This window comes from Pseudomonas abietaniphila, assembly GCF_900100795.1.
GTDB classification, from domain to species: domain Bacteria; phylum Pseudomonadota; class Gammaproteobacteria; order Pseudomonadales; family Pseudomonadaceae; genus Aquipseudomonas; species Aquipseudomonas abietaniphila.
Map to the genome: position 1 here is coordinate 1 of NZ_FNCO01000010.1, position 25882 is coordinate 25882.

Here is a 25882-nt window from a genome sequence, read left to right on the forward strand (position 1 = left end):
ATTGCCGACGCAGAAAGCTAGTGAGATCGAGCATCTACTGCCGCATCAGTGGATGCCTGGCTGATCTACGCAAGGCGTATTCCCCGTACGCTTACACTGTAGGAGCGCGCTTGCCCGCGAAATGCCGGTACATCCGATGCACCTGTGTCGCCTGATACATCCATCGCGGGCAAGCGCGCTCCTACAAATCATGCGGTGTCAGCGATTTTGCGTCGTACCTCAATCAACTGTAGGAGCGCGCTTGCCCGCGAAATGCCGGTACATCCGACGCACCTGTGTCGCCTGATACATCTATCGCGGGCAAGCGCGCTCCTACAAATCATGCGGTGTCAGCGATTTTGCGTCGTACCTCAATCAACTGTAGGAGCGCGCTTGCCCGCGAAATGCCGGTACATCCGATGCACCTGTGTCGCCTGATACATCCATCGCGGGCAAGCGCGCTCCTACAGGGGTGACTCACACATCCTTCACCCCGAAATCCAGCACGACTTTCATCGCCTGCTGCTTGTCCCCCGCCAGCTCGAACGCCTGCACTGCCTCGTGAAACGGTAGGGTGTGGGAGATGACAGGCGTTACATCGATCACTTTCCGATTGAGCAGGTCCACTGCCTGGGCGAATTCGGGATGAAAGCGAAACGTGCCGCGCAGGTCAATTTCCTTGCCGACGATCAGGTTCAGCGGGATAGACACATCCCCGCCCAGTCCGACCGTGACCACCACACCTCGCGGCCTCATGCAGGCCAGGCCGTCACGCAGTGCCTGGGCGCTGCCAGAGGCTTCGAACATGACATCGAAATGGCCTTTTTCGGCGGTGTATCGCGCCAGGGCTTCGGGCTCGTGCTTGAGGTTGTGGATGTCGCTGGCGCCCATCCGCCGCGCGCACGCCAGCGCACTGTCGCTCAAGTCTGCGGCAACGATCTGCAGCGCTCCTGCCGCTTTCAGGCTGCCGATCAACAGATTGCCAATCGGCCCACAGCCAGTCACCAGAACACGCTTGCCGAACACACCGCCCGCGCGCTGAATCGCATGCAGGCCGACTGACAACGGTTCGGCCAGCGCCCCTTCAGCCAAGGTTGTCGTCGGCGCCAGCACATGCGCCTGGCTGCTCTCGATCACCAGCGTTTCCCGAAACGCCCCCTGAATATGGGGGAACGGCATCGCACTGCCGTAAAAACGCATGTTCAGGCAGTGATTGGGCATGCCCTCGTGGCAGTACGTGCAGCCGCCACACGGCCGGGAAGGTGAAACAGAAATACGCTGGCCGACACTGAACCCGCTCTGCGCATCACCCACTTCCGCGATAACGGCCGAGATTTCATGGCCGAGCACCATCGGCTCTTTCAGACGCACCGCACCGAAACCGCCATGCTGGTAGTAATGCAGATCCGAGCCGCAAATCCCGCCCCGGGCAACGCGCACGCGAAGCTGGCCGGACGTCAGCGCAGCAGGCTGGTCTTCGGCTTCTACGCGAAGGTCTTTCGGGGCGTGGCAGACAATGGCTTGCATGAAGGTTCTCCGGATTACAACGACGCCGTGATGGCGCCGTCGACGTAAAGGATGTGGCCGTTAACGAAACTGGCGGCGTCGGACGCGAGGAACACCGCCGCGCCTTTCAGTTCAGACACCTCGCCCCAACGTCGGCTCGGCGTACGCTGCACTAGCCAGTCGCTGAATTCAGGATTGGCGACCAACGCAGCGTTCAGCTCGGTCTTAAAGTAACCCGGCCCGATGCCGTTGACGTTGATGCCATACGGCCCCCAGTCGATCGCCATGCCTTTGGTCAGCATTTTCAAGGCGCCTTTGCTGGCGGTGTAGGGCGCAATGCCGGGCCGGCCCAGCTCACTTTGCACCGAACAGATATTGATGATTCGCCCGCGCCCGCGAGGAATCATGCAACGCGCCACCGCCTGACCGACGAAAAAGGCGCTGTCCAGATTGGTGCGCATCAACTCGTGCCAGTTCGCTTCGGTGAAATCCGCCAGCGGCCCGCGTCGCTGGATTCCGGCGTTGTTGACCAAGATATCCAGCGGTCCGACCCGGCTTTCGATCGCCTGAATGGCAGCACTGACCGCTGCGCTGTCGGTGACATCGAAGCATTGAGTGTGAACCTCGTGCCCGTCCGCAGCCAATGTGGCGGCTGCGGAGTTCAGGGTGTCGGCGTTTCTGCCGTTGAGGACAACGGTGGCTCCCGCCTCGGCCAATCCTCGTGCGATGGCCAGCCCGATACCGGCACTGGAGCCGGTTACCAGCGCGACTCTTTCGTCGAGACGAAAACTTTCCAGAACAGCCATTAGTCTTTCTCCTCTTGTGCGGTCGACAATCGATCATGCGTTGTGATGAAGGGCTGCAGGGCCCATCATCCTTTCATGACAGCACTTCAGCTCACCTACGGCCCTTCGTCCAATGGTGATTGGTGATGTCCTGATCATGTTTTTTGATAACCCGCGGATCCGTTCATGGAACTCAAACACCTGCGAGCCTTTGTCACATTGGCCGAGGAGCTGCATTTCGGGCGGGCGGCGCAGCGGCTCGCCATCGTGCAGCCGGCGCTGAGCATGCAGATCAAGGCACTTGAGGAGTGGCTGGGCGTTCGCTTGCTCGATCGCAATCGACACTCAGTGATGCTCACCGACGTGGGCCGGCTGTTTCTCGAAGAAGCCCGTGCCACCCTGCACCAGGCACAACACTCGGCCGACGTGGCGCGGGGGCTGGGGCGAGGGGAAACCGGTCGAATCCGTCTCGGCTTCGTGTCCTCGGTGTTGCCAGAGCTGCTACCGACGCTGATTCGACACGCCCACCAGCGTTACCCCGGCATCAAGCTGGAGCTCAAGGACATGCCCGGGCCCGATCAGGTGCAGGCCCTCAAAGGCGGTCAACTCGACTTCGGCCTGATGCGCCTGCCCGCTCCGTACTCCGGCGTGCAAACGCAGGTCGTGCTGCACGAGTCGATCATCGTCGCGCTGCCGGCCGATCATCCGCTTGCCGCGCATTCGATCATCGAGGTCACGGAACTGGCACAACAGCCCGTTCTGGTGCTCGCCCGGCGTTACGCCGCCGGCTTTCATGACGGGCTTATGCGCGCGATTTCCGAACACGGCGGCAAACTGGACATCGCCGACGAGCTTGGTGAATTCACGACGATGCTCGCGCTGGTGTCGGCAGGTCTTGGCATCGGCCTGTTACCTCAACATGCGGGACGCGCGCTGCCGCCCAACGTGGTGTCGCGCCCGCTGAACCTCGGTGATTTCCGTGCCGTCACCGGCCTGGGCTGGACGTCGCTGGACACCGCCGTGAAGACCACAGCCTTCAATCTGATGCGCGAGCTATTCTTTAATTGATACAGAAAAAGTCGCAGAGCGGATTCCGATCCCCGTACTCTCTGCCGGATCTTTAATTCATCAGCAGCCAACAGGGATACGTTATGCAAATCGGTAGTGTGGTTTTACTGTTCGTCGCGCTGGCCATCGCCATCGTGTTCATGGGCTTCAAGGTCGTGCCGCAGGGTTATCAGTGGACCGTCGAGCGCTTCGGTCGCTACACCAACACCCTCAAGCCAGGCCTGAACATCATCGTGCCGGTGATGGATCGCATCGGGCACAAGATCAACATGATGGAAACCGTTCTGGACATTCCGCCGCAGGAAGTCATCACCTCGGATAACGCCACCGTGCAGATCGACGCCGTGTGCTTCTACCAGGTCGTGAACTGCGCCCAGGCCGCGTACGAGGTCAACAACCTGCAGCATGCCATTCGCAATCTGCTACAGACCAACATCCGTACCGTACTCGGCTCCATGGAACTGGACGCCATGCTCAGCCAGCGTGACGGTATCAACGAACGCCTGCTGCGCATCATTGATGAAGCCACCGCGCCATGGGGCATCAAGATCACCCGGATCGAAATCAAGGACATCAGCCCGCCCGCCGACCTGATGGCGGCGATGTCCGGGCAGATGAAAGCCGAGCGGATCAAACGTGCTCAGATCCTGGAAGCAGAAGGCTCGCGCGCGTCGGCGATTCTGACCGCTGAAGGTAAAAAGCAGGCGCAGATTCTGGAAGCCGAAGGCGAGCGTCAGGCCGCCTTTCTGGAGTCCGAGGCCCGCGAACGTCAGGCCGAAGCGGAAGCTCGCGCCACACAGGTGGTGTCCGAGGCGATTGCCGCCGGTGACGTGCAGGCCATCAACTATTTCGTTGCGCAAAAGTACATCGATGCCCTGGGCAAGTTGTCATCGGCCAACAACAGCAAGGTGATCCTCATGCCGCTGGAAGCGAGCCAGATGATCGGTGCCATTGGCGGCATTGGCGAGATCGTCAAAGCCACATTCGACAAAGGCGGTCCCGACAAAAACCGCCCCGATGCCGGCCGGCGAGTCTGAGCCATGTGGGATTACCTGCAAAATCTGTCGTTCTGGGACTGGCTGGGGCTAGGCACGGTACTGCTGATCCTGGAAGTGTTCGGCGCTGGCGGGTATCTGCTGTGGATTGGCGTGGCGGCAGCGGGGGTCGGCATCCTCACGTACGTGATTCCGGCGATGAGCTGGGAGGTGCAGTTTCTGCTGTTCGCGGTGCTGTCGGTGCTGACCGCGTTGTATTGGTGGCGGCGCCAGCGCAGCGTGTTGCGTCAATCCGATCAACCGGGCCTGAACATGCGTGGCTCAGAGCTGATCGGCAGAACTTTCGCGGTGCACGACGCGATTGTCGGAGGGCGCGGCAAGATCAAGGTCGGTGACGGCGTGTGGATGGTGGTCGGCCCCGATACACCGGTGGGCAATCAGGTGAGGGTCATCGCTCAAGACGGCGCGATTCTGAAGGTCGAGGCGGTGTGATTCGCGCTCGTCAACATGGAATGCCTGATCTGGCCAGAGCCGCCCGGTTTTCATTGCCCTCACGGAACTAGATCGGGGCCGGGCGTATCAAATCATTTCAGAACAACCCAAGTCGGAGTAACCCGCCATGCGTCTCAAACTTGCTGTAGCCACGTTAGCTCTGCTTTCCCTGCCAGTCGGTTCAGCAATGGCTGACGGCTTCTTGCGCGACGTCATTTCGTCCGGCGCAACCACAGGCTCTACCTACCTGACCTTCCGGCACCACAAGCTGATCGTCGCGGCGCAGGATGACGCCGGCAGCTTCGTCGCCAGCAACGGCGCGATCCGCGGTCCTTACCTGGAAGCGGCCATGGATCAGGTTCGCAAGGACAACCCTGGCCTGAACGCCTCGGACATGGACTTGGCCAACGCGATTCTGGCGAAGAACCTCGTCGCCGAACAGTAAACATGCTGCACACAAAAATGCCGCTCTTCGGAGCGGCATTTTTGTGTCAACGGTAATCGTCCACCGGCACGCAGGCGCAGAACAGGTTGCGGTCGCCGTAGACATTGTCGACCCGGTTCACGGTCGGCCAGTATTTGTGCTGACGCGTGTGCGCCGTCGGCGTTACCGCCTCGGCAATGCTGTAGGGACGGTCCCAGACACCCGTGATGTCCGCCAATGTGTGCGGCGCGCGCTTGAGCGGGTTGTCTTCTGCAGGCCACGTGCCGTTCTGAACCTGAGTGATCTCGGCGCGAATACTCAGCATCGCTTCGATGAAGCGATCCAGTTCCGCCTTGGGCTCGCTCTCGGTGGGCTCGATCATCAGCGTTCCGGGCACCGGGAATGACATGGTCGGTGCGTGGAAACCGTAATCCATCAAGCGTTTCGCGACGTCCTCCTCGCTTATTCCGGTTTCCGCTTTGAGCGGGCGCAGATCAATAATGCACTCGTGAGCGACGCGGTCGTTGCGCCCGGTGTACAGCACCGCAAACGCGCCTGTAAGTTGCTGAGCCAGGTAGTTGGCCGACAGAATCGCCACCTCGCTGGCGTCTGCCAGTTGCGGCCCCATCATCGCGATGTACATCCAGCTGATCGGCAAGATGCTCGCACTGCCCCACGGGGCTGCGCTGACAGCGGTGTTCTCGGCATTCGGGCCTTCCAGCGAGATCACCGGATGGTTGGCCACGAACGGCGCCAGGTGCGCCCTCACGCCAATGGGCCCCATGCCCGGGCCACCGCCGCCATGGGGAATACAGAAGGTTTTGTGCAGGTTCATGTGGGACACGTCTGCGCCGATGTCGGCCGGACGCGCCAGGCCGACCTGTGCATTGAGGTTGGCGCCGTCCATGTACACCTGACCGCCGTGCTGGTGGATCACCTCGCAAATGTCCCGGATACCCTCCTCGTATACGCCATGGGTCGAAGGATAGGTCGCCATCAGACACGACAAGTGTTCGCCAGCGGCCTGGGCCTTGGCTTTCAAATCCTCAAGGTCGACGTTGCCTGCGGCGTCGCATTCGACGATCACCACGCGCATCCCGGCCATCTGCGCCGAAGCCGGGTTGGTGCCATGGGCCGATGACGGAATCAGACAGATATCACGCTGCCCCTGCTGACGACTCTCGTGGTACTTGTGGATGGCCAGCAAACCCGCGTACTCGCCCTGGGCGCCGGAGTTGGGCTGCATGCAAATCGCATCGAACCCGGTGATCGCGCACAGCCAGGCCTCCAGCTCATCGATCATTGCCTTGTAACCCCTGGCCTGCTCGACGGGCGCAAAGGGATGCACGTTGGCGAACTCCGGCCAGGTGATCGGGATCATCTCGCTGGTCGCGTTGAGTTTCATGGTGCAGGAGCCCAGCGGGATCATGGACTGGTTCAGCGCCAGATCCTTGTTTTCCAGTTGCTTGAGGTAACGCAGCATTTCGGTTTCGCTGTGATGAGCGTTGAACACCGGGTGCGTGAGATAAGGCGAGCTGCGCGCCAGGCTGTCAGGAATGCCCGATGCCAACATTTCGGCATCGAGGTCCGCGACCTTCAAGCCATGATCGGCACCGCAGAAAATATCCAGCAGCGTGTCGACGGTCTGCTCATCACAGCTTTCATCCAGACTCAGGCCTAGCTTGCCGCCGCCCAGTATTCGCAGGTTGAACCGCGCAGCGCTGGCGCTTTCCAGAATCGCTGTCTGCGCGCCGCCGACATCCAGGGTCAACGTATCGAAATAGTGCTGATTGACGCGCCGAATGCCGTTGCGCTCAAGGCCGGTTGCCAGAATCGTGGTCAGCCGGTGCACGCGCTGGGCAATGCGTTTGAGGCCTTCGGGCCCGTGATACACCGCGTAGAGGCTGGCGATATTGGCGAGCAGCACCTGGGCGGTGCAGATGTTGGAATTGGCCTTCTCGCGACGAATATGTTGTTCGCGGGTTTGCAGCGCCATCCTCAACGCGACGTTGCCGCGTGCGTCTTTGGACACGCCGATGATGCGGCCCGGAATACCGCGCTTGAATTCTTCACGGCAAGCGAAATAAGCCGCGTGTGGGCCGCCATACCCCATCGGTACGCCAAAGCGCTGAGACGAACCGAACACGACATCGGCGCCCATTTCCCCTGGCGGTGTAAGCATCAGCAGACTCAGCAAGTCGGCAGCCACACAGGCCAGCGCCTGCTGTGCATGCAGATGTTCGATCAGCGGGCGCAGGTCACGAATCTCGCCATGGGTGTCTGGGTATTGCAGCAGCGCGCCGAACACCTGATGGCTGGCGAGGTTATCCACAGGCCCCACGATCAGCTCAAACCCGAAACCCTCGGCGCGGGTTTGCACCACCGACAGTGTCTGCGGGTGACAGTTTTCGTCGACGAAGAAGGCGTTGCTTTTGGATTTGGCGATGCGCTTGGCCAACGCCATCGCTTCAGCTGCTGCCGTGGCCTCATCGAGCAGCGAAGCGTTGGCCATGGCAAGACCGGTGAGGTCGATGGTCATCTGCTGAAAGTTGAGCAGCGCCTCGAGTCGACCTTGGGCGATTTCGGGTTGATAAGGCGTGTAGGCCGTGTACCAGCCGGGATTTTCCAGCACGTTGCGCAGGATAACGTTGGGCGTGATTGTGCCGTGATAGCCCATGCCGATGACACTGGTCCACACCTGATTGCGACCGGCATAAGCTTTCAGCTTGCTCAACGCGGCTTCTTCGCTCAGTGCTGCGGGCAAGTCCAGCGCACGGTTCAGCCGGATGGCAGGCGGGACGGTTTGTTCAATCAGCTCGGTGCGGCTGGCAAGGCCGAGGGATTCAAGCATCGCCTGCTGCTCGGCGGCATCGGGGCCGAGGTGGCGACGCAGAAACGCATTGGGGTCGTGCAACTGGCTCAGGGATGGCGACGTGGACATAACGGCCTCTCTCTTTACTGGACGACTAAGCCGCGATGGGCGGAGCTTTAGAGTCTAGAAAGGGATTGGCGGTTGTGTGGAGAAAGTCTATAGATGAGTGCAATGCAGTCACTGCAGGAGCGTGGCCAGCAATGCAATCGTTGTAGGAGCGTGGCTTGTCCCGCGATCTGCCGGGCACCGGCAGCAAACCCGGTAAACGCGGTTTGCCTGACGCAGAGATTACGTCTGATTTTGCTGCTGCTGCGCAGCAGATCGCGGGACAAGCCACGCTCCTACAGTGTTAGATCTACGCAATTACTCGCCGATCGCAGCCTTGTAAGCATCCGCATCCAGCAGTTTGGCCAGATCACCGTCGGCGTTGCTTGGTTTGACCTTGAAGATCCACGAGCTGTAAGGCGAATTGTTCAGCTCTTCCGGTGTTTCACCCAGGCTTTCGTTGACTTCGACCACCTCGCCAGCCACCGGCGAGTAAATGTCGGAAGCGGCTTTTACAGACTCCACGACACCGGCTGCATCGCCAGCGACGAAAACCTTGCCGATTTCCGGCAGCTCGACGAACACCACGTCGCCTAGCGCTTCTTGCGCATGATCGGAGATACCGACCACGATCAGATCACCCTCTTGCTTGGCCCACTCATGGCTTTCGGCAAAACGCAGTTCGGCGGGAATAGTGCTCATTTTTTATCCTCTCTACATCATCAGGTCAGCGGAGAAACCCGCCAGGGAGTTGTTAAATCAGGGCCTTTCCATGGCGCACGAACGTCGGCTGGACCACGCGAACCGGGTACCACTTGCCACGGATTTCCACCTCGGCACGGTCAGCGGTCGCCATCGGAACACGCGCCAAGGCAATCGACTTGCTTAGCGTAGGAGAGAAACTACCACTGGTGATCTCTCCTTCGCCAACTTCCGCTATTCGGACGACCTGATGCGCGCGCAGAACACCCCGTTCTTCGAGCACCAGCCCGACAAGCTTGGAGGCAATTCCTTTGGTGCGTTCGGCTTCCAGCGCAGCACGGCCGATAAAATCGCGGTCCTCCGGTTTCCAGGCCACCGTCCAGCCCATGTTGGAAATCAAGGGTGACACCTGCTCGTCGATTTCCTGACCGTACAGGTTCATGCCGGCTTCCAGACGCAAGGTATCGCGCGCACCCAGCCCGATCGGGGAAATGCCCGCTCCGACCATGTCGTTGAAGAAGCTGCAGGCTTGCTCGGCCGGCAGGATGATTTCCAGCCCGTCCTCGCCGGTGTAACCCGTACGGGCAATGAACCAGTCGCCTTCCTGCTGGCCTTCGAACGGTCGCAGGGTGTGGATAAGTTCAGCGCGGGCCTGTGTCACCAGCTCGCCGATCTTCTGCCGGGCGTGCGGACCCTGAATGGCCAGCATGGCCAACTCGGCGCGGTGAGTCAGGTGCACGTCGAAACCGGAAAGATGGGCATTCATCCAGGCCAGATCCTTGGCGCCGGTGGCCGCGTTGACCACCAATCGGTAACCCTGTTCGGTCAGGTAGACGATCATGTCGTCGACGATCCCGCCCTGGGTGTCGAGCATGGCGCTGTAGAGCGCTCGTCCGGTGTGCTGCAGTCGGCCGACGTCGTTGGCCAGCAGGTGTTGCAACCATGGCTTGGCCTGGCTGCCTGAAACGTCAATGACGTGCATGTGCGACACATCGAAAATCCCACAGTCGCGGCGCACCTGATGGTGTTCTTCGACTTGTGAACCGTAGTGCAACGGCATATCCCAACCACCAAAATCGACCAGCTTCGCGCCAAGCGCGAGGTGCAGGTCAAAGAGGGGCGTGCGCTGTCCCATGGGTGTCTCCTTCCGGGCTTGGCGAAGACACGGTCGCTCACAATAACGGCAAATCCCCCATGACTCGGGGTCTGGAACCCTTGGTAATTTGCGGAATTGTCTGACAGACCGTGTCGATTGCGGCGCATTGTAGCCGCAAGGTTGTGACCCCGCACCTAGCCGATCGGTCTGGCCGAACGTCTGATTAAGCCAATTACCGGTAGTAAACCGACCATGACCAATGTCAGTGCGGGCAAAGCCGCGCGCGCCCACTCGCCTTCACTGGTCATTTCGAAGATACGCACCGCCAGCGTGTCCCAGCCAAACGGGCGCATCAGCAGGGTGGCGGGCATTTCCTTGAGCACATCGACGAACACCAGCAAGGCAGCGCTCAACGTGCCTGGAATGAGCAACGGCAGATAAATCTTGAAAAACAAACGCGGTCCCCCGACTCCGAGACTGCGCGCCGCTTCGGGCAAAGACGGGCGAATCCGCGACAGGCTGTTTTCCAGAGGACCGTAAGCCACGGCGATGAAGCGCACCAGATACGCCATCACCAACGCCGCCAGACTCCCGAGCAGCAATGGCTTGCCTGAGCCACCGAGCCAACCGGACAGCGGCACGACCAGCTCTCGGTCCAGATAACTGAAGGCCAGCATGATCGACACCGCGAGCACCGAGCCCGGCAACGCATAGCCGATGTTCGCCAGACTCACGCCTGAGCGGATCGCACGGGTGGGCGCCAAACGACGCGCGAACACCAGAATCATCGCCACGCTTACCGTGACCAAGGCCGCAATGCCCCCCAGGTACAAGGTGTGCAGGATCAGGCCGGTGTAGCGCTCGTCCAGATCGAAACGGCCCCGCTGCCAGACCCAGACGATCAGTTGCATCAGCGGCACCACGAACGCGCAGGCGAATACCAACCCACACCATGTGCTCGCCGCGGCAGCTTTAAAACCGTGCAAGTGGTACAGCGCGCTTACACGAGGCCGCTCGTTGCTCGCCCGGCTGGCGCCTCGTGCGCGGCGCTCGCCGTAGAGCAGCACCATCACCACCAACAGCAGCAGGCTCGCCAGTTGCGCCGCGCTCGACAGGCTGAAGAAGCCGTACCAGGTCTTGTAGATCGCGGTGGTGAACGTGTCGAAGTTGAACACCGACACCGCACCGAAATCGGCCAGGGTTTCCATCAACGCCAACGCGACGCCCGCGCCGATGGCTGGCCGGGCCATCGGCAATGCCACTCGCCAGAACGCCTGCCAGGGCGACTGCCCAAGAATCCGTGCTGCTTCCATCAGGCCTTTACCTTGCGCAAGGAACGCGGTGCGGGCCAACAGGTAGACGTACGGGTAAAACACCAGCACGAGCACGGTGATCACGCCGCCCGTGGAACGTACACGTGGCAAGCGAAGGCCCGTGCCGAACCACTCACGCATCAGCGTCTGGACGGGGCCTGCAAAATCGAGCAGACCTACGAAGACGAATGCGAGCACGTACGCCGGAATGGCGAACGGCAACATGAGCGCCCAGTCCAGCCAGCGCCGGCCCGGAAACTCACAGAGCGCGGTCAGCCAGGCAAGGCTCACGCCCAACAGCGTCACGCCCAGCCCTACGCCCACCACCAGCGTCAGCGTGTTGCCGAGCAGCCGGAGCATCTGGGTTTCCCACAGGTGGGACCAGATCTCGTGATCAATGGTTTGCCAAGAGAGCAGCAGCACGCTCAGCGGCAGCAACACCAGCGCGGCGATGGCGAAAACCTGGGGATACCAGCGACGCTGGGCGGGATGGGCCACGGGGAGGTCTCGTGAGGCGTCGGAGTTAGCGGATGCGTCCTGTGGGAGCGAATTCATTCGCGATGCGTTGGCACAGCCGATGGAAATGTGGCGGATGCACCGGCCCATCGCGAATGAATTCGCTCCCACAGGGCCCAGTTTCTTCCACCGCATTCGCGGGCAAACGCGCTCCTACAGGGGTGAGATGTTCAGTTCCAGCCAGCGCGGTCCATCATGCGGATCGCTTCGGCCTGGCGTCGTCCGGCCACCTCGACGGGGATGGTGTCCGCCTTGAACGCGCCCCAGCTCGCGACTTCTGCCGACGGCGCAACCTTCGGGTTGGCCGGGAACTCCTGATTGGTGCCGGAGAAAATCGTCTGCGCTTCAGGCCCGGTCATCCACTCGACCAGCGCTTTGGCGGCCTCGGGATGCGGCGCGTACTTGGTCAAACCGATGCCCGACAGATTGACGTGAACGCCACGGTCCGACTGGTTCGGCCAGAACAGCCGTACGGCCAGATTCGGGTTTTGCTGGTGCAACCGACCGTAGTAGTAGGTGTTGACGATGCCGACGTCGCATTGCCCGGCATTGATCGCCTCCAGCACCGCAATGTCATCGGAGAACACATCGGTGGACAGGTTGTTGACCCAGCCCTTGAGGATCTTTTCCGACGCCTCTGCACCATGGGTCTCGATGAGCGTTGCGGTCAGCGACTGGTTATAGACCTTCTTCGCGGTGCGCAGACACAGACGCCCTTCCCACTGCTTATCGGCCAGGGCTTCGTAGGTGGTCAGCTCTTCGGGTTTGACCCGGTCGGTCGAGTAGGCAATGGTTCGTGCGCGCAGGCTCAGGCCTGTCCAGGCATGAGCAGAGGATCGGTATTGCGACGGAATATTTGCGTCGATCACCGGGGACGTGAACGGTTGCAGGATGCCCATCTGCTCGGCTTGCCAGAGGTTGCCGGCGTCCACAGTCAGCAGCAGGTCGGCCGTCGCGTTCTGCCCTTCGGCCTTGATGCGCTGCATCAACGGCGCTTCCTTGTCGGTGATGAACTTTACCTTCACGCCGGTCTTGGCGGTGTAGGCATCGAAAACCGGTTTGATCAGCTCGTCGATCCGGGAGGAATACACCACCACTTCGTCAGCCGCCTGGGCAGTGCTGCCAAGCACGGCCAATGCCAGGACAGCCAGAAGACGCTTGCTCGCCTGCATGCTGAGACCTCGTTTGAAAAATGAGGCGAAATGGTAGTGAATCGCATCAACGAAGTCTGAGCCGAGCCGTTACGAGATGTTGCGGAGTGCGCCCAAGCGTTCTCTTCTGTACGAGCGCGCTTGCCCGCGAAGGCTGAGTGACTAACGCTGCAAGCGTGGTGGATGTACTGACGGCTTCGCGAGCAAGCGCGTTCCTACAAGGGATCCGGCTTATCCCGCAGCCGCTACGGTGCAATTAAATCCGGGCCAGCTCCGGTAAATCCCCGCTCAGCCCCAGCGCCTGACGCACGAACATAGCCTTGGCTTCAGCAGACTGATCGACCATCTTCAAGCCGGTATTGCGCAGCCAGCGGACCGGCAGCGGGTCGGCCTGAAACAGCCGCTCGAAGCCTTCCATCGCCGCCATCAGCGCCAGGTTGTGCGGCATGCGCCGGCGCTCGTAGCGGCTCAGCACTTTTGGATCGGCCAGACGCTCGCCTCGCTCGACGGCGCTGTGCAGCACCTCGGCCAACACGGCCGCATCGAGGAAACCCAGATTCACCCCCTGTCCGGCCAAAGGGTGGATGGTGTGCGCGGCATCGCCAATGAGCGCCAGACCTTCAGCCACGTAACGTTTGGCATGACGCTGACGCAGGGGCACGCACAAGCGCGCATCCGCCGAAACGACCTGCCCGAGACAACCCTCGAATGCCTTTTCCAACTCGCGACAGAACCCGTCGTCTTCCAGCTGCATCAAGCGCTCGGATTCCGTCGGCGTGACGGACCAGACGATCGAACACCAGTGCTCACCTTCACGCTCAAGCGGCAAGAAGGCCAGCGGGCCGTCATCGGTGAAGCGCTGCCAGGCCGTTTTGCGGTGGGATTCTGCCGTGCGCACGCTGGTCACGATGGCGTGGTGCAGGTAGTCCCATTCCCGCGTCGCAGTGCCGGTCATGCGCCGCACGGTGGAATTGGCGCCATCGGCTGCCACCACCAGCGGCGCGCGCAAGGTGCGGCCGTCGGCCAGCGTCAGCAGCCAGTCATCACCGGAACGACGCATCTGCTCCAGACGCGCATTGGCCAGCAGGCCGATGTCGCAGTCATGCAGCCGCTCGATCAACGAGTCCTGGACCACGCGGTTTTCAACGATATGGCCCAGCACCTGAGCGTGCACGCTCGACGCTGAGAAATGCACCTTGCCGGTTCCGCTGCCGTCCCACACGTGCATCTCGCCATAAGGGCTGACGCGACGTGAAACGATCCCGTCCCAGACATTCAGGCGTTCGAGAATGCGTTGACTGGCCGCAGACAGTGCGCTGACCCGCGGCTCAAAGGGTGCGGTCTGATCGAACGGCTTGACGCTCATTGGGCTGCCGTCCACCACCAGAATATCCAGCCCGCTGTTTTGCAGCGCCAGCGCCAGTGCGCTACCGACCATTCCGGCCCCGACAATCAGCAGATCTGCGCGCGTTTCCATGCTTTAAATCGTTCTCGCGTGTGGCAATGGCCACGAATGAAAAGAGGGGTTAAACATCGGCCCGCGTTCCCAGCCCCATGGCCTGGCGGGCGAACCAGCTCTTGGCCGAAGGCAACAGGTCCAGGCCGAGCAAGCCGATATTGCGGCCTGCCGTAATCACGGGTTGCTGGCTGCCAAACAGGCGGGTGACCTGATCGGAGAAGCCGACCGTGAGTTTCTGATCCATGCGCTGCCGATCCCGATACACCTGCAGCGTCGCCAGATCGCCAGGATTCGCATCGCTGGCGAGCAGTGCTTCGGCCAGTGACGCCGCATCGCGCAGCGACAGGTTGAAACCTTGACCGGCAATCGGGTGCAGGCTGTGTGCCGCGTTGCCCAAAACGACCAGGTGAGCACGCACTTGCTCCTCGGCCTCAATCAGCGACAGCGGATAGGTATGACGCACACCCACCTGCTTTAACGCGCCGAGGCGATAGCCGAACACGCCTTGCAGCTCGGCGAGGAAACTGCGGTCGTCCAGCGCCATCAGGCGCTTTATCTCTTCGGGCTTGCGAGTCCACACCAGCGCGCAGCGATTTTCCGGCAACGGCAGCAACGCCATCGGGCCTTCATCGGTGAATCGCTCGAACGCCTGACCACAATGGGCCTCGCCGGGCGTTATGTTGGCAATCAGCGCGCTCTGGTCGTAAGGTGTCGTGCGCACGCCAATACCCAGCTGCTCGCGCAGGCTGGAGCGACCGCCATCGGCGAGTACCGCCAGATCGCAGTCCAGTTGTGTTTCGTCGCTCAAAGTCAGGCGATAGCCCTCGGGCAACGCCTGCATGTGTTTGACTTCAGCCGGCACGCGCCAGCTGATCACGTCTTTATCCAACCCCTGCCACAGGCATTGGCCGAGCCAGGCGTTCTCGACGACGTAACCCAACGCGGGCACGCCTTCCTGCATCGAGGACAGTCTCGCTGCGCCGAAGCGGCCCTTGTCGGACACCTGAATCTGCAGGATGGGTTCGGCGCGGCGGCTGATCTGCTGCCACAGCCCTAAACGCTCGTAGATCTGCCGCGCGCCGAAAGACAGCGCGGAAGAACGCGCATCGTAGCTCGGCTGATACGTGTCGCCCGGCGCAAAAGGCTCGATCAGAACGATCTTCCAGCCGCGCGCCTTGGCGCCCGCTTGCAATGCCAGCGCCAGGCTCGCGCCCACCAGCCCGCCACCGACGATGGCCAGATTGAAACGGCTCATGCGGCATCAGCTCTTGCAGCGGCCATCAAGGCCTCGATGTCTGCGACGGATTTGGGCACGCCGCCAGTGAGAATTTCACAGCCTTTTTTGGTCACCACGACATCGTCCTCGATTCGTACGCCGATCCCGCGCCATTTCTTCGCGACGTTCTGATTGTCCGGCGAAATATAAATACCGGGCTCGACCGTCAGCGCCATGCCAGCCTCAAGCACGCGCCATTCGCCGCCCACCTTGTACTCGCCGACATCATGCACATCCATACCCAGCCAGTGACCGGCGCGGTGCATATAAAAAGCTTTGTACGCTTCAGCGGCGATCAGTTCATTGACCTCGCCCTGCAACAGGCCCAGCTCTACCAATCCGGCCGTGATCACCCGAACGGTCGCCTCATGCGCCTGGTTCCAGTGGTTGCCTGGTTTGATGACCGCGAACGCCGCTTCCTGGGATTTGAGCACCAGTTCGTAGATCGCTTTCTGCTCGGCGGAGAATTTCCCACTGACCGGGAAGGTGCGTGTGATGTCGCTGGCGTAGCAGTCAATCTCGCAACCGGCGTCGATCAGCACCAGGTCACCGTCCTTGAGCGCCGCATCGTTTTCCTGATAGTGCAGGATGCAGGCATTGCGACCCGAGGCCACGATCGAGCCGTAAGCCGGCATCTTCGCACCGCCTTTACGAAACTCGTAATCCAGCTCGGCTTCCAGACTGAACTCATACAGGCCGGCACGGCTGGCCTGCATCGCACGCACATGAGCGCGCGCCGAGATCTGCGCAGCCTCGCGCATGACTTTCACTTCGGCGGCCGACTTATACAGGCGCATGTCATGCAGCAGGTGATCCAGCGCAACGAACTCTTTCGGCGGCTGAGCGCCCAGGTGTGCCTTGGAACGGATGACGTTGATCCACTCCATCACATGACGGTCGAATTCCGGATTGCTGCCCATCGACGAGTACACACGGTCACGGCCCTCGATGAGGCCGGGCAAGATGTCGTCGATATCGGTAATGGGGAAGGCATCGTCGGCGCCGAAATCGCTGATCGCTCCGTCCTGACCGGCACGCAGCCCGTCCCACAGCTCGCGCTCAGGGTTGCGCTCGCGGCAGAACAAGACGTACTCGCCGTACTCCCGACCGGGGATCAGCACGATAACGGCCTCAGGCTCGGGGAAGCCACTCAGGTACTGGAAATCACTGTCCTGACGGTACACATGCTCGACATCACGATTTCGAATGGCCACAGCTGCCGCGGGTAGGATGGCGATGCTGTTAGGCTCCATCTGCTCCATCAAGGCTTTGCGGCGACGGGCGTATTCGGCTTTCGGGATATGGATCATGGGCAACTGCGGTCCTCCGGATAAGCGCACCGGTCATCAACGCCTGCGGGCGGCAACGACCGGGTCGGCGACGATGAGCAATCAGTGCAAAGACGGTTTCGCTTCAGGTTCCGCTTTCTTGTTGAACTCGGTGAACAGCAGAAGCGGCGCGACGCGCAGGTATTCCATGACTTCCATGTAATCGCTTTCGCCGTCTTCGGACTCTTCCAGCGTGTCCTGAATCTGGGCGATGGCAGCCAGATCCTGCAACACGTCCCGGGCGTCCTCGCTCAGCGACTGACCACCGACGCGGGCGAAGCCAATGAGGAAACCTTGGCACCACTGGCCCATTGCAGCGGTACGGGCGGTCAGCGATTCATCATCGCCGGGCAATAGCAGCACGACCACCATGTCGTCGCCGGTCAGTTCCTGTTTCACCATCTCCTGCAAGCCAATCAACGCCTGACGGACGTTGTCTTCAGGATCGGTTTCCAGCAACAACTTGGCATCGGCGATCCAGTCATCGGCGTCGAACCCTGCGCCCGCGCAACTGCGGCCGAGCAACAGCCCCTGCAGTTCGGCGGGAGAGATAGGGTGACCACTCTTGCTGAGCAGGGTGGCGAATGCGTTATACGGGGAATTCTGATTGGGCATGGGTAACTAGGCGCCAAGCGGCGCAATGTCTAGAATGAAGGCCTTGTATCCTAGCACCGGCAGACGCGCCCAAGCTATCAGGCGATATTCAAGGCGAATCCAGACGCCAGCTCCTGCACCACTCATCTGAAAGTAATCAGTGGAAAACAATGGAAGACAACGACCTGCAAGCGCTGATGGCTCGACTGGAGTTATTGATCAATCGTGTCGAGCAACTAAAAAGTCAAAACGGACTCTTATTAGCTCAGGAAAAAACCTGGCGCGAGGAACGCGCTCACCTCATTGAAAAGAACGAAATCGCCCGGCAAAAGGTCGAGTCCATGATTTCGCGCCTCAAGGCCCTGGAGCAAGACTCATGAGTAATGGCAACAGCATCACCGTGCAAATCCTCGACAAAGAGTATTCGATCATCTGCCCTCAAGAGGAGCGCACCAATCTGGTCAGCGCAGCGCGTTACCTGGACGGCAAGATGCGCGAGATTCGCAGCAGCGGCAAAGTCATCGGCGCCGACCGTATCGCGGTGATGGCCGCACTGAACATTACCCATGACCTGTTGCACAAACAGGAGCTGCCCGAAGCGAACCAGGCAAGTGGCTCGACCCGCGAGCAAGTGCGCGACCTTCTGGACCGAGTGGACCTGGTCCTTGCCACGGATGAACCAAAAGCACAAGGCTGATTGTTCCGACATGATTCGGTATACTTGCGACCGCTCCCTGGAGTGCTTGCCAGTCGGTCATGTCCCTGAGCCGATACGCACAACCACGGGGGTTGCACGTTGGGGTTGGTGTGCATGTCCGCTCGACGGAAAGCCTTAAAACCTCCTGCAATCTCCACCTTGAACTTTCGGGTTCAAGGGCTACACCGACAGCGGTTCGTCGGGGAGTCTCACATTCTCAAGCCATTGCCAGGCGCCCCGCCTGGCGGTGGAACTGGGGACAGCTATCGTGAATCAGCCTGATCTCTCGAGCCCCCATCCAGATCGCACGGACCCGCCTGCATGACTTCTTCTGGCGCCGCTTCCCTGAACGATTCCTCTGCCCTTTCCCGTCCACAATTGCGTCGTCTCCTGCGCAAGGCCCGTCGCTCGCTCAACCGCGCAGAACAGCGACAGGCGGCGCAGGGTTTATACCGTCAATTGGCGCAAGACCCGCTTTTTCGTCGTGCCAGACACGTTTCGCTCTACCTTCCGATGGACGGTGAAATCGATCCGCGCCTGCTGCTTCGCGAAGCACAGAGACGGGGCAAGAAAACCTATCTGCCGGTGCTGAGTGCCTGGCCCCGAACCAAAATGGTGTTTCAGCGGGTGAAGCCGGGAGAAAGGTTTCGACCAAACCGATTCCGCATTCCCGAGCCACGGATCGACGCGAGAAAACAACGCAAGATCTGGGCGCTGGACCTCATCCTGATGCCGCTGGTGGGTTTCGATGACCAAGGCGGTCGACTGGGCATGGGCGGCGGATTCTACGACCGCAGCCTGGCGTATCAGGCGCGTCGCAAAGCCTGGCAGAAACCGGTGCTGCTCGGTCTGGCCCATGAGTGTCAGAAAGTCGGAAAGCTGGCGGTCGCCAGTTGGGATGTGCCGTTGCAGGGAACGGTGTCGGACAAGCGATGGTATCTAGTCTGATCTGGGCTTTGACTTTGTAGGAGCGCGCTTGCCCGCGAAAATCTTCCAGGCAACACACCTGCATCGACCGCGCGGGCCTCATCGCGGGCAAGCGCGCTCCTACAAAAAAGAAATCTAAATAAAACTAACGGCGGGTCGGTTGCTGCTGTTGCTGCTGAGTGATCTCAACCGGCGCGTCGGCCTTGGCGGACCACAGACCCTGCGCATACCCGGTGGTGACAATGCCCAAGCCGAACAAAATGACCAAAATCCATAGTAAATCCGGCTTGCGTTGCATTGACTGCCCCCCTTTGGCGAATCAAAAACTGACGTCCGCAGCGTCTTTCTGTAGGCCGCGTAACGGTGTAACCCTTAAAATCCCGGCATTCTGCGATAACGTGAACCAACACGCAAATACTGGCGCCAGCCGACTGTCGGTTTGTCATGAAAACGTAGGACAACCTGTCCAGTTACCCTCCGGGAGACACAACATATGGCCTATTGGCTGATGAAATCCGAGCCCGATGAGCTCTCGATTACGGATTTGCAAAAACTCGGCCAAGCCCGTTGGGACGGCGTTCGCAATTACCAGGCCCGCAATTTTGTGCGCGCGATGGCGGTCGGCGACGAATTCTTTTTCTATCACTCAAGTTGTCCGGAGCCCGGAATCGCCGGCATCGGCAAGATCATCCAGGCCGCCTACCCGGATCCTACCGCTCTGGACAACAAGAGCCACTACTTCGACGCCAAAGCCACCCAGGAAAAGAACCGCTGGAGCGCCATCGACGTCGCCTTTGTCGAAACCTTTCCCAAGGTGCTGAACCTGGGCTACCTGAAACAGCAAACCGCACTGGAGCAGATGCCATTGGTGCAAAAAGGCAGCCGGTTGTCAGTCATGCCGGTGACCGCCGAACAGTGGGCGGCGGTACTGGCGTTGCGCTGAGCGGGCGGTGCACATCCCTGTAGGAGCGCGCTTGCCCGCGGTTGCTTTTTGTCTGATCAGATTGCATCAATCTGACACACCGCAATCGCGAGCACGCTCACGCCGGAAAGGGAGCCGTCTTACTGTGCAATAAAGTTATTGAACAGCAAGTCCTCAACCACAGGCTGGCCGGTCTCTTGGGTGAGCACCTGCTGGGTCTGCTTCAAGGCTTCCTGACGAAGCTTTTCCTTGGCGTCGACGTTACCCATGCTGTCGATCGTCTGTTGCGTGAACAGCGCGACCAACTGGTTACGGATCAGCGGCTCGTTCTGTTTCACCAGCTTCTGCGCCTCGGCCCCTTTGACCCGCAGCGCCACATCAGCCTTATAGACGTGCAGCTTAGGGCCGCCGTCCAGCGCGTAGTTACCCACGAACGGTGGGGTCAGCGCCACGTAAGACACCTTGTTCGGGTCATCCTTCTCGCCACCACCCTCTTCGGCCAGGGCCACGACAGGCATCGACAACGCCAACAGCATCAGAATCCACGCTTTCACATTCCACTCCTCAATCCGGTTCGCGGCATAGCTTACTTCAGCTTATGCACGCCTATCAGGCCGGGGCATGCTCATTGACCCCACACCCCCTCTACCTACACTTATCGGCCATCACTGGAAAAGGAATAGTCCCCGATGAAAGCCGTGCTCTGCAAAGCCTTCGGCCCCGCCGAAGATCTGGTGCTGGAGGACATCCCAGCCCCCGAACCCAAGAAAAACGAAATCCTGCTGGACGTGCACGCCGCCGGGGTCAACTTCCCCGACACCCTGATCATCGAGGGTAAGTACCAGTTCAAACCACCCTTCCCGTTCTCCCCGGGTGGAGAAGCTTCTGGCGTCGTAGCCGCCGTGGGCGAAAAGGTCAGCCACCTCAAGGTCGGCGACCGCGTGATGGCCCTCACCGGCTGGGGCAGCTTCGCCGAACAAATCGCCGTCGCGGGCTACAACGTCCTGCCCATTCCCGAGGCCATGGACTTCACCACTGCCGCGGCCTTCAGCATGACCTACGGCACCTCCATGCACGCCCTCAAACAACGCGCACACCTGCAACCCGATGAAACCCTGCTCGTGCTCGGCGCCTCGGGCGGCGTAGGCCTGGCCGCCGTTGAAATCGGCAAAGCCATGGGCGCACGCGTCATCGCCGCCGCAAGCAGCGCCGACAAACTCGAAGTCGCCAGAAACGCCGGCGCCGACGAACTCATCAACTACAGCGAAACCAGCCTCAAGGACGAACTCAAACGCCTTACCAACGGCAACGGCGTCGACGTCATCTACGACCCCGTCGGCGGCGACCTCTTCGACCAGGCCGTCCGCGCCATCGCCTGGAACGGCCGCCTCCTCGTCGTTGGCTTCGCCAGCGGCCGCATCCCCGAACTGCCCGTGAACCTCGCGCTGCTCAAAGGCGCCTCCGTCGTCGGCGTGTTCTGGGGTTCATTTGCACAGCGCCAGCCACAGGACAATGCGGCCAACTTTCAACAGCTGTTCACCTGGTACAGCGAAGGGAAGTTGAAGCCTCTGGTGTCGAAGGTTTATCCGCTGGAGCAGGCCGGGGAAGCGATTGATTCGTTGCGGCAGAGGAAGGCGGTTGGGAAGGTGGTGGTGGGGGTGAGATGAATCGCCTGACGGTCTGCCACTTCTGCTGCGGACCCGTGCCGTCATTGGCCAAGGACAGCATCTAACGCGCTCCGGTAAATGAAGTCCTAACGAAGTCCTACTAAAGGCGAAACGCAGACCCGCTCTGCGTTTCGCCCGCTAACGAAAGAAGTAAGCCCCTCCAGAATTAAATCAGCTTACGCACACTTTCCGGCAGCGCTTCTTTGTAGCGCAGCCCCGGTTGAGCTCTGCATCGTTGGATGACCTCAGGAATTGCCCGAACAAAATCATCACCCAGCTCCGCTCTCTGATCGTCTGTCATTTTCAGCCTCGTCGCTGACCTCCCCAGCACCCTGAAGGTGTAGGTGATGTGATGCATGTCCCGCACATCATGGTCGGGCGAGTTGGCGCGAAAGGTCTTGAGTGCTTTGTTGAATGCGTTGCAGGACAGCACGCGAACGTGACGGCGTATCCACCTGTGTGGCTCTTGCCTCTCACTTGAGTGGGTGAAGTAGAGCTCCTGCCTGAAGCTGATCGTCTCAGGCGTTTCAAAGCCGACCTGCCAAGGCTTGAGCCGCCATCCCGGGACTGCGCGCAGAACTGACTTGGCGAAGTTGTGATGTGAACTGTCGATAACGTTCACATCTGTAATCGAACCATCGCTGTGCCCTCGAAACTCGACGAGCACCAACCCTGACATGCGCTGCTCATACAATGAGCGCGGGTAGGCAGGTGCCGGCTGGTGCGCATATTTCAGCTCGACCGCATGAGCCAGCAGCGATCCAGAAATCAGCGACGAGGCGAACATCAGCCATTTCAGCATCCGTGTCACGGTACTTCCCTCCGCGCCCACGAAATTACCATTCTCAACCGACGCTCACGTCGCTCCTGATCAAAAACGAATTGCACGGATTCGCCGATGGACGCAGGCATGTCTTCGGTCACGTCCCATGGCTTGAACCGCCAGCGCTTGATTGCCGAAAGCACGACATTGGCTGACTTTTGATCAGTTTGCTCGGTGACCCTGATTCCGCTGACAGACCCGTCGTTGTGGATGTCGTAATTCACCCGCACGCTCGCGAACATTCGGCCACCGCGTAGCGCGGACGGGTAAGCCGGCGAGATGTACCGATCAAACAGCGGATGAATCTCTCTGCCTGCGGCAGTGCCGCTTAGCGCGATCAGGCAAAGCCCGAGAACGCTCACATACTTTCGCCACCCGCTCACATTCACCTCGCCCCAAAACGCCACTACGACAGAAGGGCGCGATGGTAGGTGCGCGAGGCAGCGCGGATAAGGTTATCGAGTCCGTTTCTCGAGTAGGACCGATCCTAAAGATCAAGCGTCCGCCTACACACTCAAGCCATGTTCGAAATCCAACACGCCAATGCGCCTGAATTCGGGATATTTTCCGATGAGAAGCCTTCCTATTTTCTGTAACGAAAATGTAATATTCGATTTCGCATAAGAAAATAAAAACCCTTGGAGTGTTTCGATGTTTTCCTTCTTCCGACCTGCCGCGCATCAGGCCCCGCTGCCTGCAGAGCGCGTCGACAGCACCTACCGCCGCCTTCGCTGGCAGATTTTCGCGGGTATTTTCTTCGGTTACGCGGGCTACTACCTGCTGCGCAAGAACTTCTCGCTGGCGATGCCGTACTTGATCGATGAGGGTTACACCCGAGGTGAGCTGGGCGTGGCGATCTCGGCGATCGCGATTGCCTACGGTCTGTCGAAGTTCTTGATGGGGCTGGTTTCGGATCGCTCGAACCCGCGTTATTTCCTGGCGTTCGGCCTGCTAGTGTCGGCGGCGGTGATGTTCGTGTTCGGTTTCGCGCCGTGGGCAACATCAAGCGTGACCATCATGTTTATCCTGCTGTTTATCAACGGTTGGGCGCAGGGCATGGGCTGGCCACCGAGCGGACGTACCATGGTGCATTGGTGGTCGCAGAAAGAACGCGGCGGCGTGGTGTCGGTGTGGAACGTGGCGCACAACGTCGGTGGCGGCCTGATTGGTCCGCTGTTCCTGCTCGGCCTGGGCTGGACCAACGACTGGCACGCGGCATTCTATGTGCCGGCTGCGGTGGCATTGTTCGTGGCGCTGTTTGCCTTTATCACCATGCGTGACACCCCTCAATCCGTGGGTTTGCCACCGGTCGAGGAGTACAAGAACGACTACCCGGAAGGCTACGACGCGAGCCACGAAGAAGAATTCAGCGCCAAGGAAATCTTCGTCAAATACGTGCTGCGCAACAAAATGCTGTGGTACATCGCGCTGGCGAACGTGTTCGTCTATCTGCTGCGCTATGGCGTGCTGGACTGGGCGCCCACCTACCTGAAAGAAGCCAAACACTTCGACGTGGACAAGACCTCGTGGGCGTATTTCTTCTATGAGTGGGCGGGCATTCCGGGGACGCTGCTGTGCGGCTGGATGTCGGACAAAATCTTCCGGGGCAATCGCGGCCTGACAGGCATCGTGTTCATGGCGCTGGTGACGGTCGCAACGCTGGTGTACTGGCTCAACCCGCCGGGTAACCCGACGGTCGACATGATCGCATTGGTCTCTATCGGCTTCCTGATCTACGGCCCGGTGATGCTGGTTGGCTTGCAGGCGCTGGAGTTGGCGCCGAAGAAAGCGGCCGGAACAGCGGCAGGCTTCACTGGCTTGTTCGGGTATCTGGGCGGCTCGGTCGCCGCCAGTGCGCTGATGGGCTACACCGTTGACCATTTCGGCTGGGACGGCGGCTTCGTGATTCTCGTGGCGTCATGCCTACTGGCGATCGCTTTCCTGATCCCTACGTTGCGGCATACGCGGGTGGCGAGTCAGTCGCGTGAGGCAACGGCTTAAACGTTCTTGGCTGTTCTGGCGATGGCGCCTAACAAGCGCCATCGCTGGGGAGACAAACGCAGCGAGCAATTACATCACTCTCGGCTTCTGCCCGGAGGGCGTGCGAGCTTGGTCTGGGCGGTATTCGACGAATGCGCTGGATCAGCGACATCAATGCTGAATGACCCACCGCGTTCGCTGCCCTCGTAACCGCGGACGTCTCCTGCAGGGACCGCGTTGATGCATGGGCCTGGAACATCACGCGAAACCTGTGGGATCGACTTTGATCTGGGCGGCATTCCGACGAATACGCTGGATCAGCAGCATCAGTGCTGAATGACCCACCGCGTTCGCTGCCCTCGTAACCTCGGACGTCTCCTACAGGGACCGCGTCGACGCCAAGGGCCTGGAAGATCGCGCGAATCCTGTGAGCGCGGCTAGAGTGGGAGCAGTTCGTGCCGTATTCAAACCGCCAGCAAAATCGGCTTGCAGCGCTTGAACCGCTCTTCCAGGCTCAAATCCGGCATGGCGTGGCTGCGCAGGGCGTGAATGGTTTGCTCGACGTATTCCCACGTGGTGCCGTAACGACCGCTGGCACTGGCCAAGACTTGGGTCAGCACGCTGTCAGGCAGGTTGCCGGCGTAGCTGGGCAGGTGGCGTTCAAGCACAAAACCCAAGGCCTGTACTTTGGTGCCATCTTCGAGTCGGCAACTGAGCCAGTGTGGGCGATAGGACGGAAAAGGCATTTCCCGCTGCCACAGCGCCAACAATGATTCTTCGATGTTTTCTTCCGGCAGGCGATAGGCGAAACCGCTGCACGAGCCGCCACGGTCCAGCCCGAAGACCAGTCCCGGCTGCTCGGGGGTGCCGCGATGCTCATGGGACCAGAGGTAGAGGCCGCGATGGTAGCCATGAACCCGGCCGCGCTGACGCTCCACGGCGGAGCACTCGGGGCGCCATATCAGTGATCCGTAGGCGAACAGCCAAACAGGACCGCCTTCGTGACGGGACATGGTGGCATGCATGGAAGCGAGGAGTTGGTCGCGGGTCAGCTTCGGCCCAAGGTCGATAACGGGTGGGTAAGACAGCCCGAGGCCGTCGTGTACGGCTTCCACCAAGCTATTGATTTGATTCCCCATCTGGCTCCCCCATTGGCCAACGTAATGCCAATGTAGTGCTGAACACGTCTAAAGCGGCTCACGCAACAGCGATTCAACAGTCAGACACCGTTGCGGGCAGTGTGCAGGCCGTGACGACTTGAAACC

The 25882-nt window shown here is 60.4% G+C and carries 26 protein-coding genes and 1 other RNA gene; 11 read left to right on the forward strand and 16 right to left on the reverse strand.

Translation table 11 applies throughout. The features are described from left to right. Positions 1 to 456: 456 nt before the first annotated feature. Positions 457 to 1506: an L-idonate 5-dehydrogenase gene (locus BLS87_RS19025; RefSeq protein WP_074754493.1), complete on the reverse strand. Its 1050-nt coding sequence runs from the start codon at positions 1504 to 1506 to the stop codon at positions 457 to 459. A 14-nt stretch (positions 1507 to 1520) separates the two neighbouring features. After that, entirely contained in the window at positions 1521 to 2291 is a 771-nt protein-coding gene (locus tag BLS87_RS19030; protein ID WP_074754495.1) for a glucose 1-dehydrogenase, read from the reverse strand. A gap of 165 nt (positions 2292 to 2456) precedes the next feature. On the opposite strand from BLS87_RS19030, the gene BLS87_RS19035 reads away from it, so the two are divergent. From BLS87_RS19035 to BLS87_RS19050, 4 genes are all read left to right on the forward strand, one after another. Then, positions 2457 to 3338, forward strand: a complete 882-nt coding sequence (locus BLS87_RS19035) for a LysR family transcriptional regulator (RefSeq protein WP_074754497.1) — start codon at positions 2457 to 2459, stop codon at positions 3336 to 3338. An 83-nt stretch (positions 3339 to 3421) separates the two neighbouring features. Beyond that, a complete protein-coding gene (locus tag BLS87_RS19040) occupies positions 3422 to 4375 on the forward strand; it encodes an SPFH domain-containing protein (RefSeq protein ID WP_074754499.1) in 954 nt (317 codons plus the stop codon). A 3-nt stretch (positions 4376 to 4378) separates the two neighbouring features. Beyond that, positions 4379 to 4825: an NfeD family protein gene (locus BLS87_RS19045; protein ID WP_074754501.1), complete on the forward strand. Its 447-nt coding sequence runs from the start codon at positions 4379 to 4381 to the stop codon at positions 4823 to 4825. Positions 4826 to 4952: 127 nt separating this feature from the next. After that, positions 4953 to 5270 carry a DUF2388 domain-containing protein gene (locus tag BLS87_RS19050; RefSeq protein ID WP_074754503.1) on the forward strand — a complete coding sequence of 106 codons (318 nt, stop codon included), beginning with the start codon at positions 4953 to 4955 and terminating at the stop codon, positions 5268 to 5270. A 46-nt stretch (positions 5271 to 5316) separates the two neighbouring features. On the opposite strand, the gene gcvP is transcribed toward BLS87_RS19050, so the two are convergent. The 9 genes from gcvP to BLS87_RS19095 form a co-directional block, all read right to left on the reverse strand. Continuing rightward, on the reverse strand, positions 5317 to 8190 hold the full coding sequence (gene gcvP, locus BLS87_RS19055; protein WP_074754505.1) for an aminomethyl-transferring glycine dehydrogenase: 2874 nt from the start codon (positions 8188 to 8190) through the stop codon (positions 5317 to 5319). A gap of 294 nt (positions 8191 to 8484) precedes the next feature. Then, positions 8485 to 8868, reverse strand: coding sequence for a glycine cleavage system protein GcvH (gcvH, locus tag BLS87_RS19060; protein WP_074754507.1), 384 nt, complete (start codon positions 8866 to 8868; stop codon positions 8485 to 8487). 52 nt (positions 8869 to 8920) lie between these two features. Next, a complete protein-coding gene (gene gcvT, locus BLS87_RS19065; protein ID WP_074754509.1) occupies positions 8921 to 10003 on the reverse strand; it encodes a glycine cleavage system aminomethyltransferase GcvT in 1083 nt (360 codons plus the stop codon). Positions 10004 to 10158: 155 nt separating this feature from the next. Next, the gene (locus BLS87_RS19070; RefSeq protein WP_074754511.1) at positions 10159 to 11775 is read right to left on the reverse strand and encodes an ABC transporter permease; all 1617 of its coding nucleotides are present in this window, start codon (positions 11773 to 11775) and stop codon (positions 10159 to 10161) included. 188 nt (positions 11776 to 11963) lie between these two features. Then, positions 11964 to 12965: an extracellular solute-binding protein gene (locus BLS87_RS19075; RefSeq protein WP_074754513.1), complete on the reverse strand. Its 1002-nt coding sequence runs from the start codon at positions 12963 to 12965 to the stop codon at positions 11964 to 11966. 235 nt (positions 12966 to 13200) lie between these two features. Further along, complete coding sequence (locus BLS87_RS19080; protein WP_074754515.1) at positions 13201 to 14421, reverse strand: 2-octaprenyl-3-methyl-6-methoxy-1,4-benzoquinol hydroxylase; 1221 nt, start codon at positions 14419 to 14421, stop codon at positions 13201 to 13203. Positions 14422 to 14470: 49 nt separating this feature from the next. Then, positions 14471 to 15658 carry a 2-octaprenyl-6-methoxyphenyl hydroxylase gene (gene ubiH / locus BLS87_RS19085; RefSeq protein ID WP_074754517.1) on the reverse strand — a complete coding sequence of 396 codons (1188 nt, stop codon included), beginning with the start codon at positions 15656 to 15658 and terminating at the stop codon, positions 14471 to 14473. Further along, positions 15655 to 16989: a Xaa-Pro aminopeptidase gene (gene pepP / locus BLS87_RS19090; RefSeq protein WP_074754519.1), complete on the reverse strand. Its 1335-nt coding sequence runs from the start codon at positions 16987 to 16989 to the stop codon at positions 15655 to 15657. Before pepP ends, ubiH begins: the two co-directional genes overlap by 4 nt. An 81-nt stretch (positions 16990 to 17070) precedes the next feature. After that, positions 17071 to 17622 carry a YecA/YgfB family protein gene (locus BLS87_RS19095; RefSeq protein WP_074754521.1) on the reverse strand — a complete coding sequence of 184 codons (552 nt, stop codon included), beginning with the start codon at positions 17620 to 17622 and terminating at the stop codon, positions 17071 to 17073. Between the two features lie 149 nt (positions 17623 to 17771). Here BLS87_RS19095 and BLS87_RS19100 point away from each other — a divergent pair, with 149 nt between their 5' ends. The 4 genes from BLS87_RS19100 to BLS87_RS19115 all read left to right on the forward strand — a co-directional run bounded on the left by BLS87_RS19100 (position 17772) and on the right by BLS87_RS19115 (position 19246). Continuing rightward, on the forward strand, positions 17772 to 17981 hold the full coding sequence (locus tag BLS87_RS19100) for a TIGR02449 family protein (RefSeq protein WP_062379587.1): 210 nt from the start codon (positions 17772 to 17774) through the stop codon (positions 17979 to 17981). Next, the gene (locus BLS87_RS19105) at positions 17978 to 18298 is read left to right on the forward strand and encodes a cell division protein ZapA (RefSeq protein ID WP_074754523.1); all 321 of its coding nucleotides are present in this window, start codon (positions 17978 to 17980) and stop codon (positions 18296 to 18298) included. The genes BLS87_RS19100 and BLS87_RS19105 overlap by 4 nt, the downstream gene beginning before the upstream one ends. A gap of 31 nt (positions 18299 to 18329) precedes the next feature. Beyond that, positions 18330 to 18508: non-coding RNA, 6S RNA (gene ssrS, locus BLS87_RS19110), on the forward strand. 111 nt (positions 18509 to 18619) lie between these two features. Continuing rightward, positions 18620 to 19246 carry a 5-formyltetrahydrofolate cyclo-ligase gene (locus tag BLS87_RS19115; RefSeq protein WP_074754525.1) on the forward strand — a complete coding sequence of 209 codons (627 nt, stop codon included), beginning with the start codon at positions 18620 to 18622 and terminating at the stop codon, positions 19244 to 19246. A 124-nt stretch (positions 19247 to 19370) separates the two neighbouring features. On the opposite strand, the gene BLS87_RS33820 is transcribed toward BLS87_RS19115, so the two are convergent. Further along, positions 19371 to 19523 carry a hypothetical protein gene (locus BLS87_RS33820; RefSeq protein ID WP_143024423.1) on the reverse strand — a complete coding sequence of 51 codons (153 nt, stop codon included), beginning with the start codon at positions 19521 to 19523 and terminating at the stop codon, positions 19371 to 19373. A 195-nt stretch (positions 19524 to 19718) separates the two neighbouring features. Here BLS87_RS33820 and BLS87_RS19120 point away from each other — a divergent pair, with 195 nt between their 5' ends. Continuing rightward, complete coding sequence (locus tag BLS87_RS19120) at positions 19719 to 20168, forward strand: EVE domain-containing protein (protein WP_074754527.1); 450 nt, start codon at positions 19719 to 19721, stop codon at positions 20166 to 20168. 119 nt (positions 20169 to 20287) lie between these two features. Here the strand turns inward: BLS87_RS19120 and BLS87_RS19125 are convergent, their stop codons facing one another. Then, positions 20288 to 20701, reverse strand: a complete 414-nt coding sequence (locus BLS87_RS19125; protein WP_074754529.1) for a flagellar basal body-associated protein FliL — start codon at positions 20699 to 20701, stop codon at positions 20288 to 20290. A gap of 135 nt (positions 20702 to 20836) precedes the next feature. Between BLS87_RS19125 and BLS87_RS19130 the strand changes: the two genes are divergently transcribed. Beyond that, complete coding sequence (locus tag BLS87_RS19130) at positions 20837 to 21814, forward strand: NADPH:quinone oxidoreductase family protein (protein WP_074754531.1); 978 nt, start codon at positions 20837 to 20839, stop codon at positions 21812 to 21814. A gap of 166 nt (positions 21815 to 21980) precedes the next feature. Here BLS87_RS19130 and BLS87_RS19135 read toward each other — a convergent pair whose 3' ends face one another. Together BLS87_RS19135 and BLS87_RS19140 are read right to left on the reverse strand one after the other, a co-directional pair. Continuing rightward, positions 21981 to 22616 (reverse strand): energy transducer TonB, encoded by a 636-nt coding sequence (locus BLS87_RS19135; RefSeq protein ID WP_074754533.1) that lies wholly within the window; start codon positions 22614 to 22616, stop codon positions 21981 to 21983. A 5-nt stretch (positions 22617 to 22621) separates the two neighbouring features. Further along, positions 22622 to 22999: a TonB family protein gene (locus BLS87_RS19140; protein ID WP_074754535.1), complete on the reverse strand. Its 378-nt coding sequence runs from the start codon at positions 22997 to 22999 to the stop codon at positions 22622 to 22624. A gap of 289 nt (positions 23000 to 23288) precedes the next feature. Here BLS87_RS19140 and glpT point away from each other — a divergent pair, with 289 nt between their 5' ends. After that, complete coding sequence (glpT, locus tag BLS87_RS19145; protein WP_074754537.1) at positions 23289 to 24638, forward strand: glycerol-3-phosphate transporter; 1350 nt, start codon at positions 23289 to 23291, stop codon at positions 24636 to 24638. Positions 24639 to 25081: 443 nt separating this feature from the next. Here glpT and BLS87_RS19150 read toward each other — a convergent pair whose 3' ends face one another. Continuing rightward, a complete protein-coding gene (locus tag BLS87_RS19150) occupies positions 25082 to 25756 on the reverse strand; it encodes a gamma-glutamylcyclotransferase (protein ID WP_074754539.1) in 675 nt (224 codons plus the stop codon). Positions 25757 to 25882: the final 126 nt, after the last annotated feature.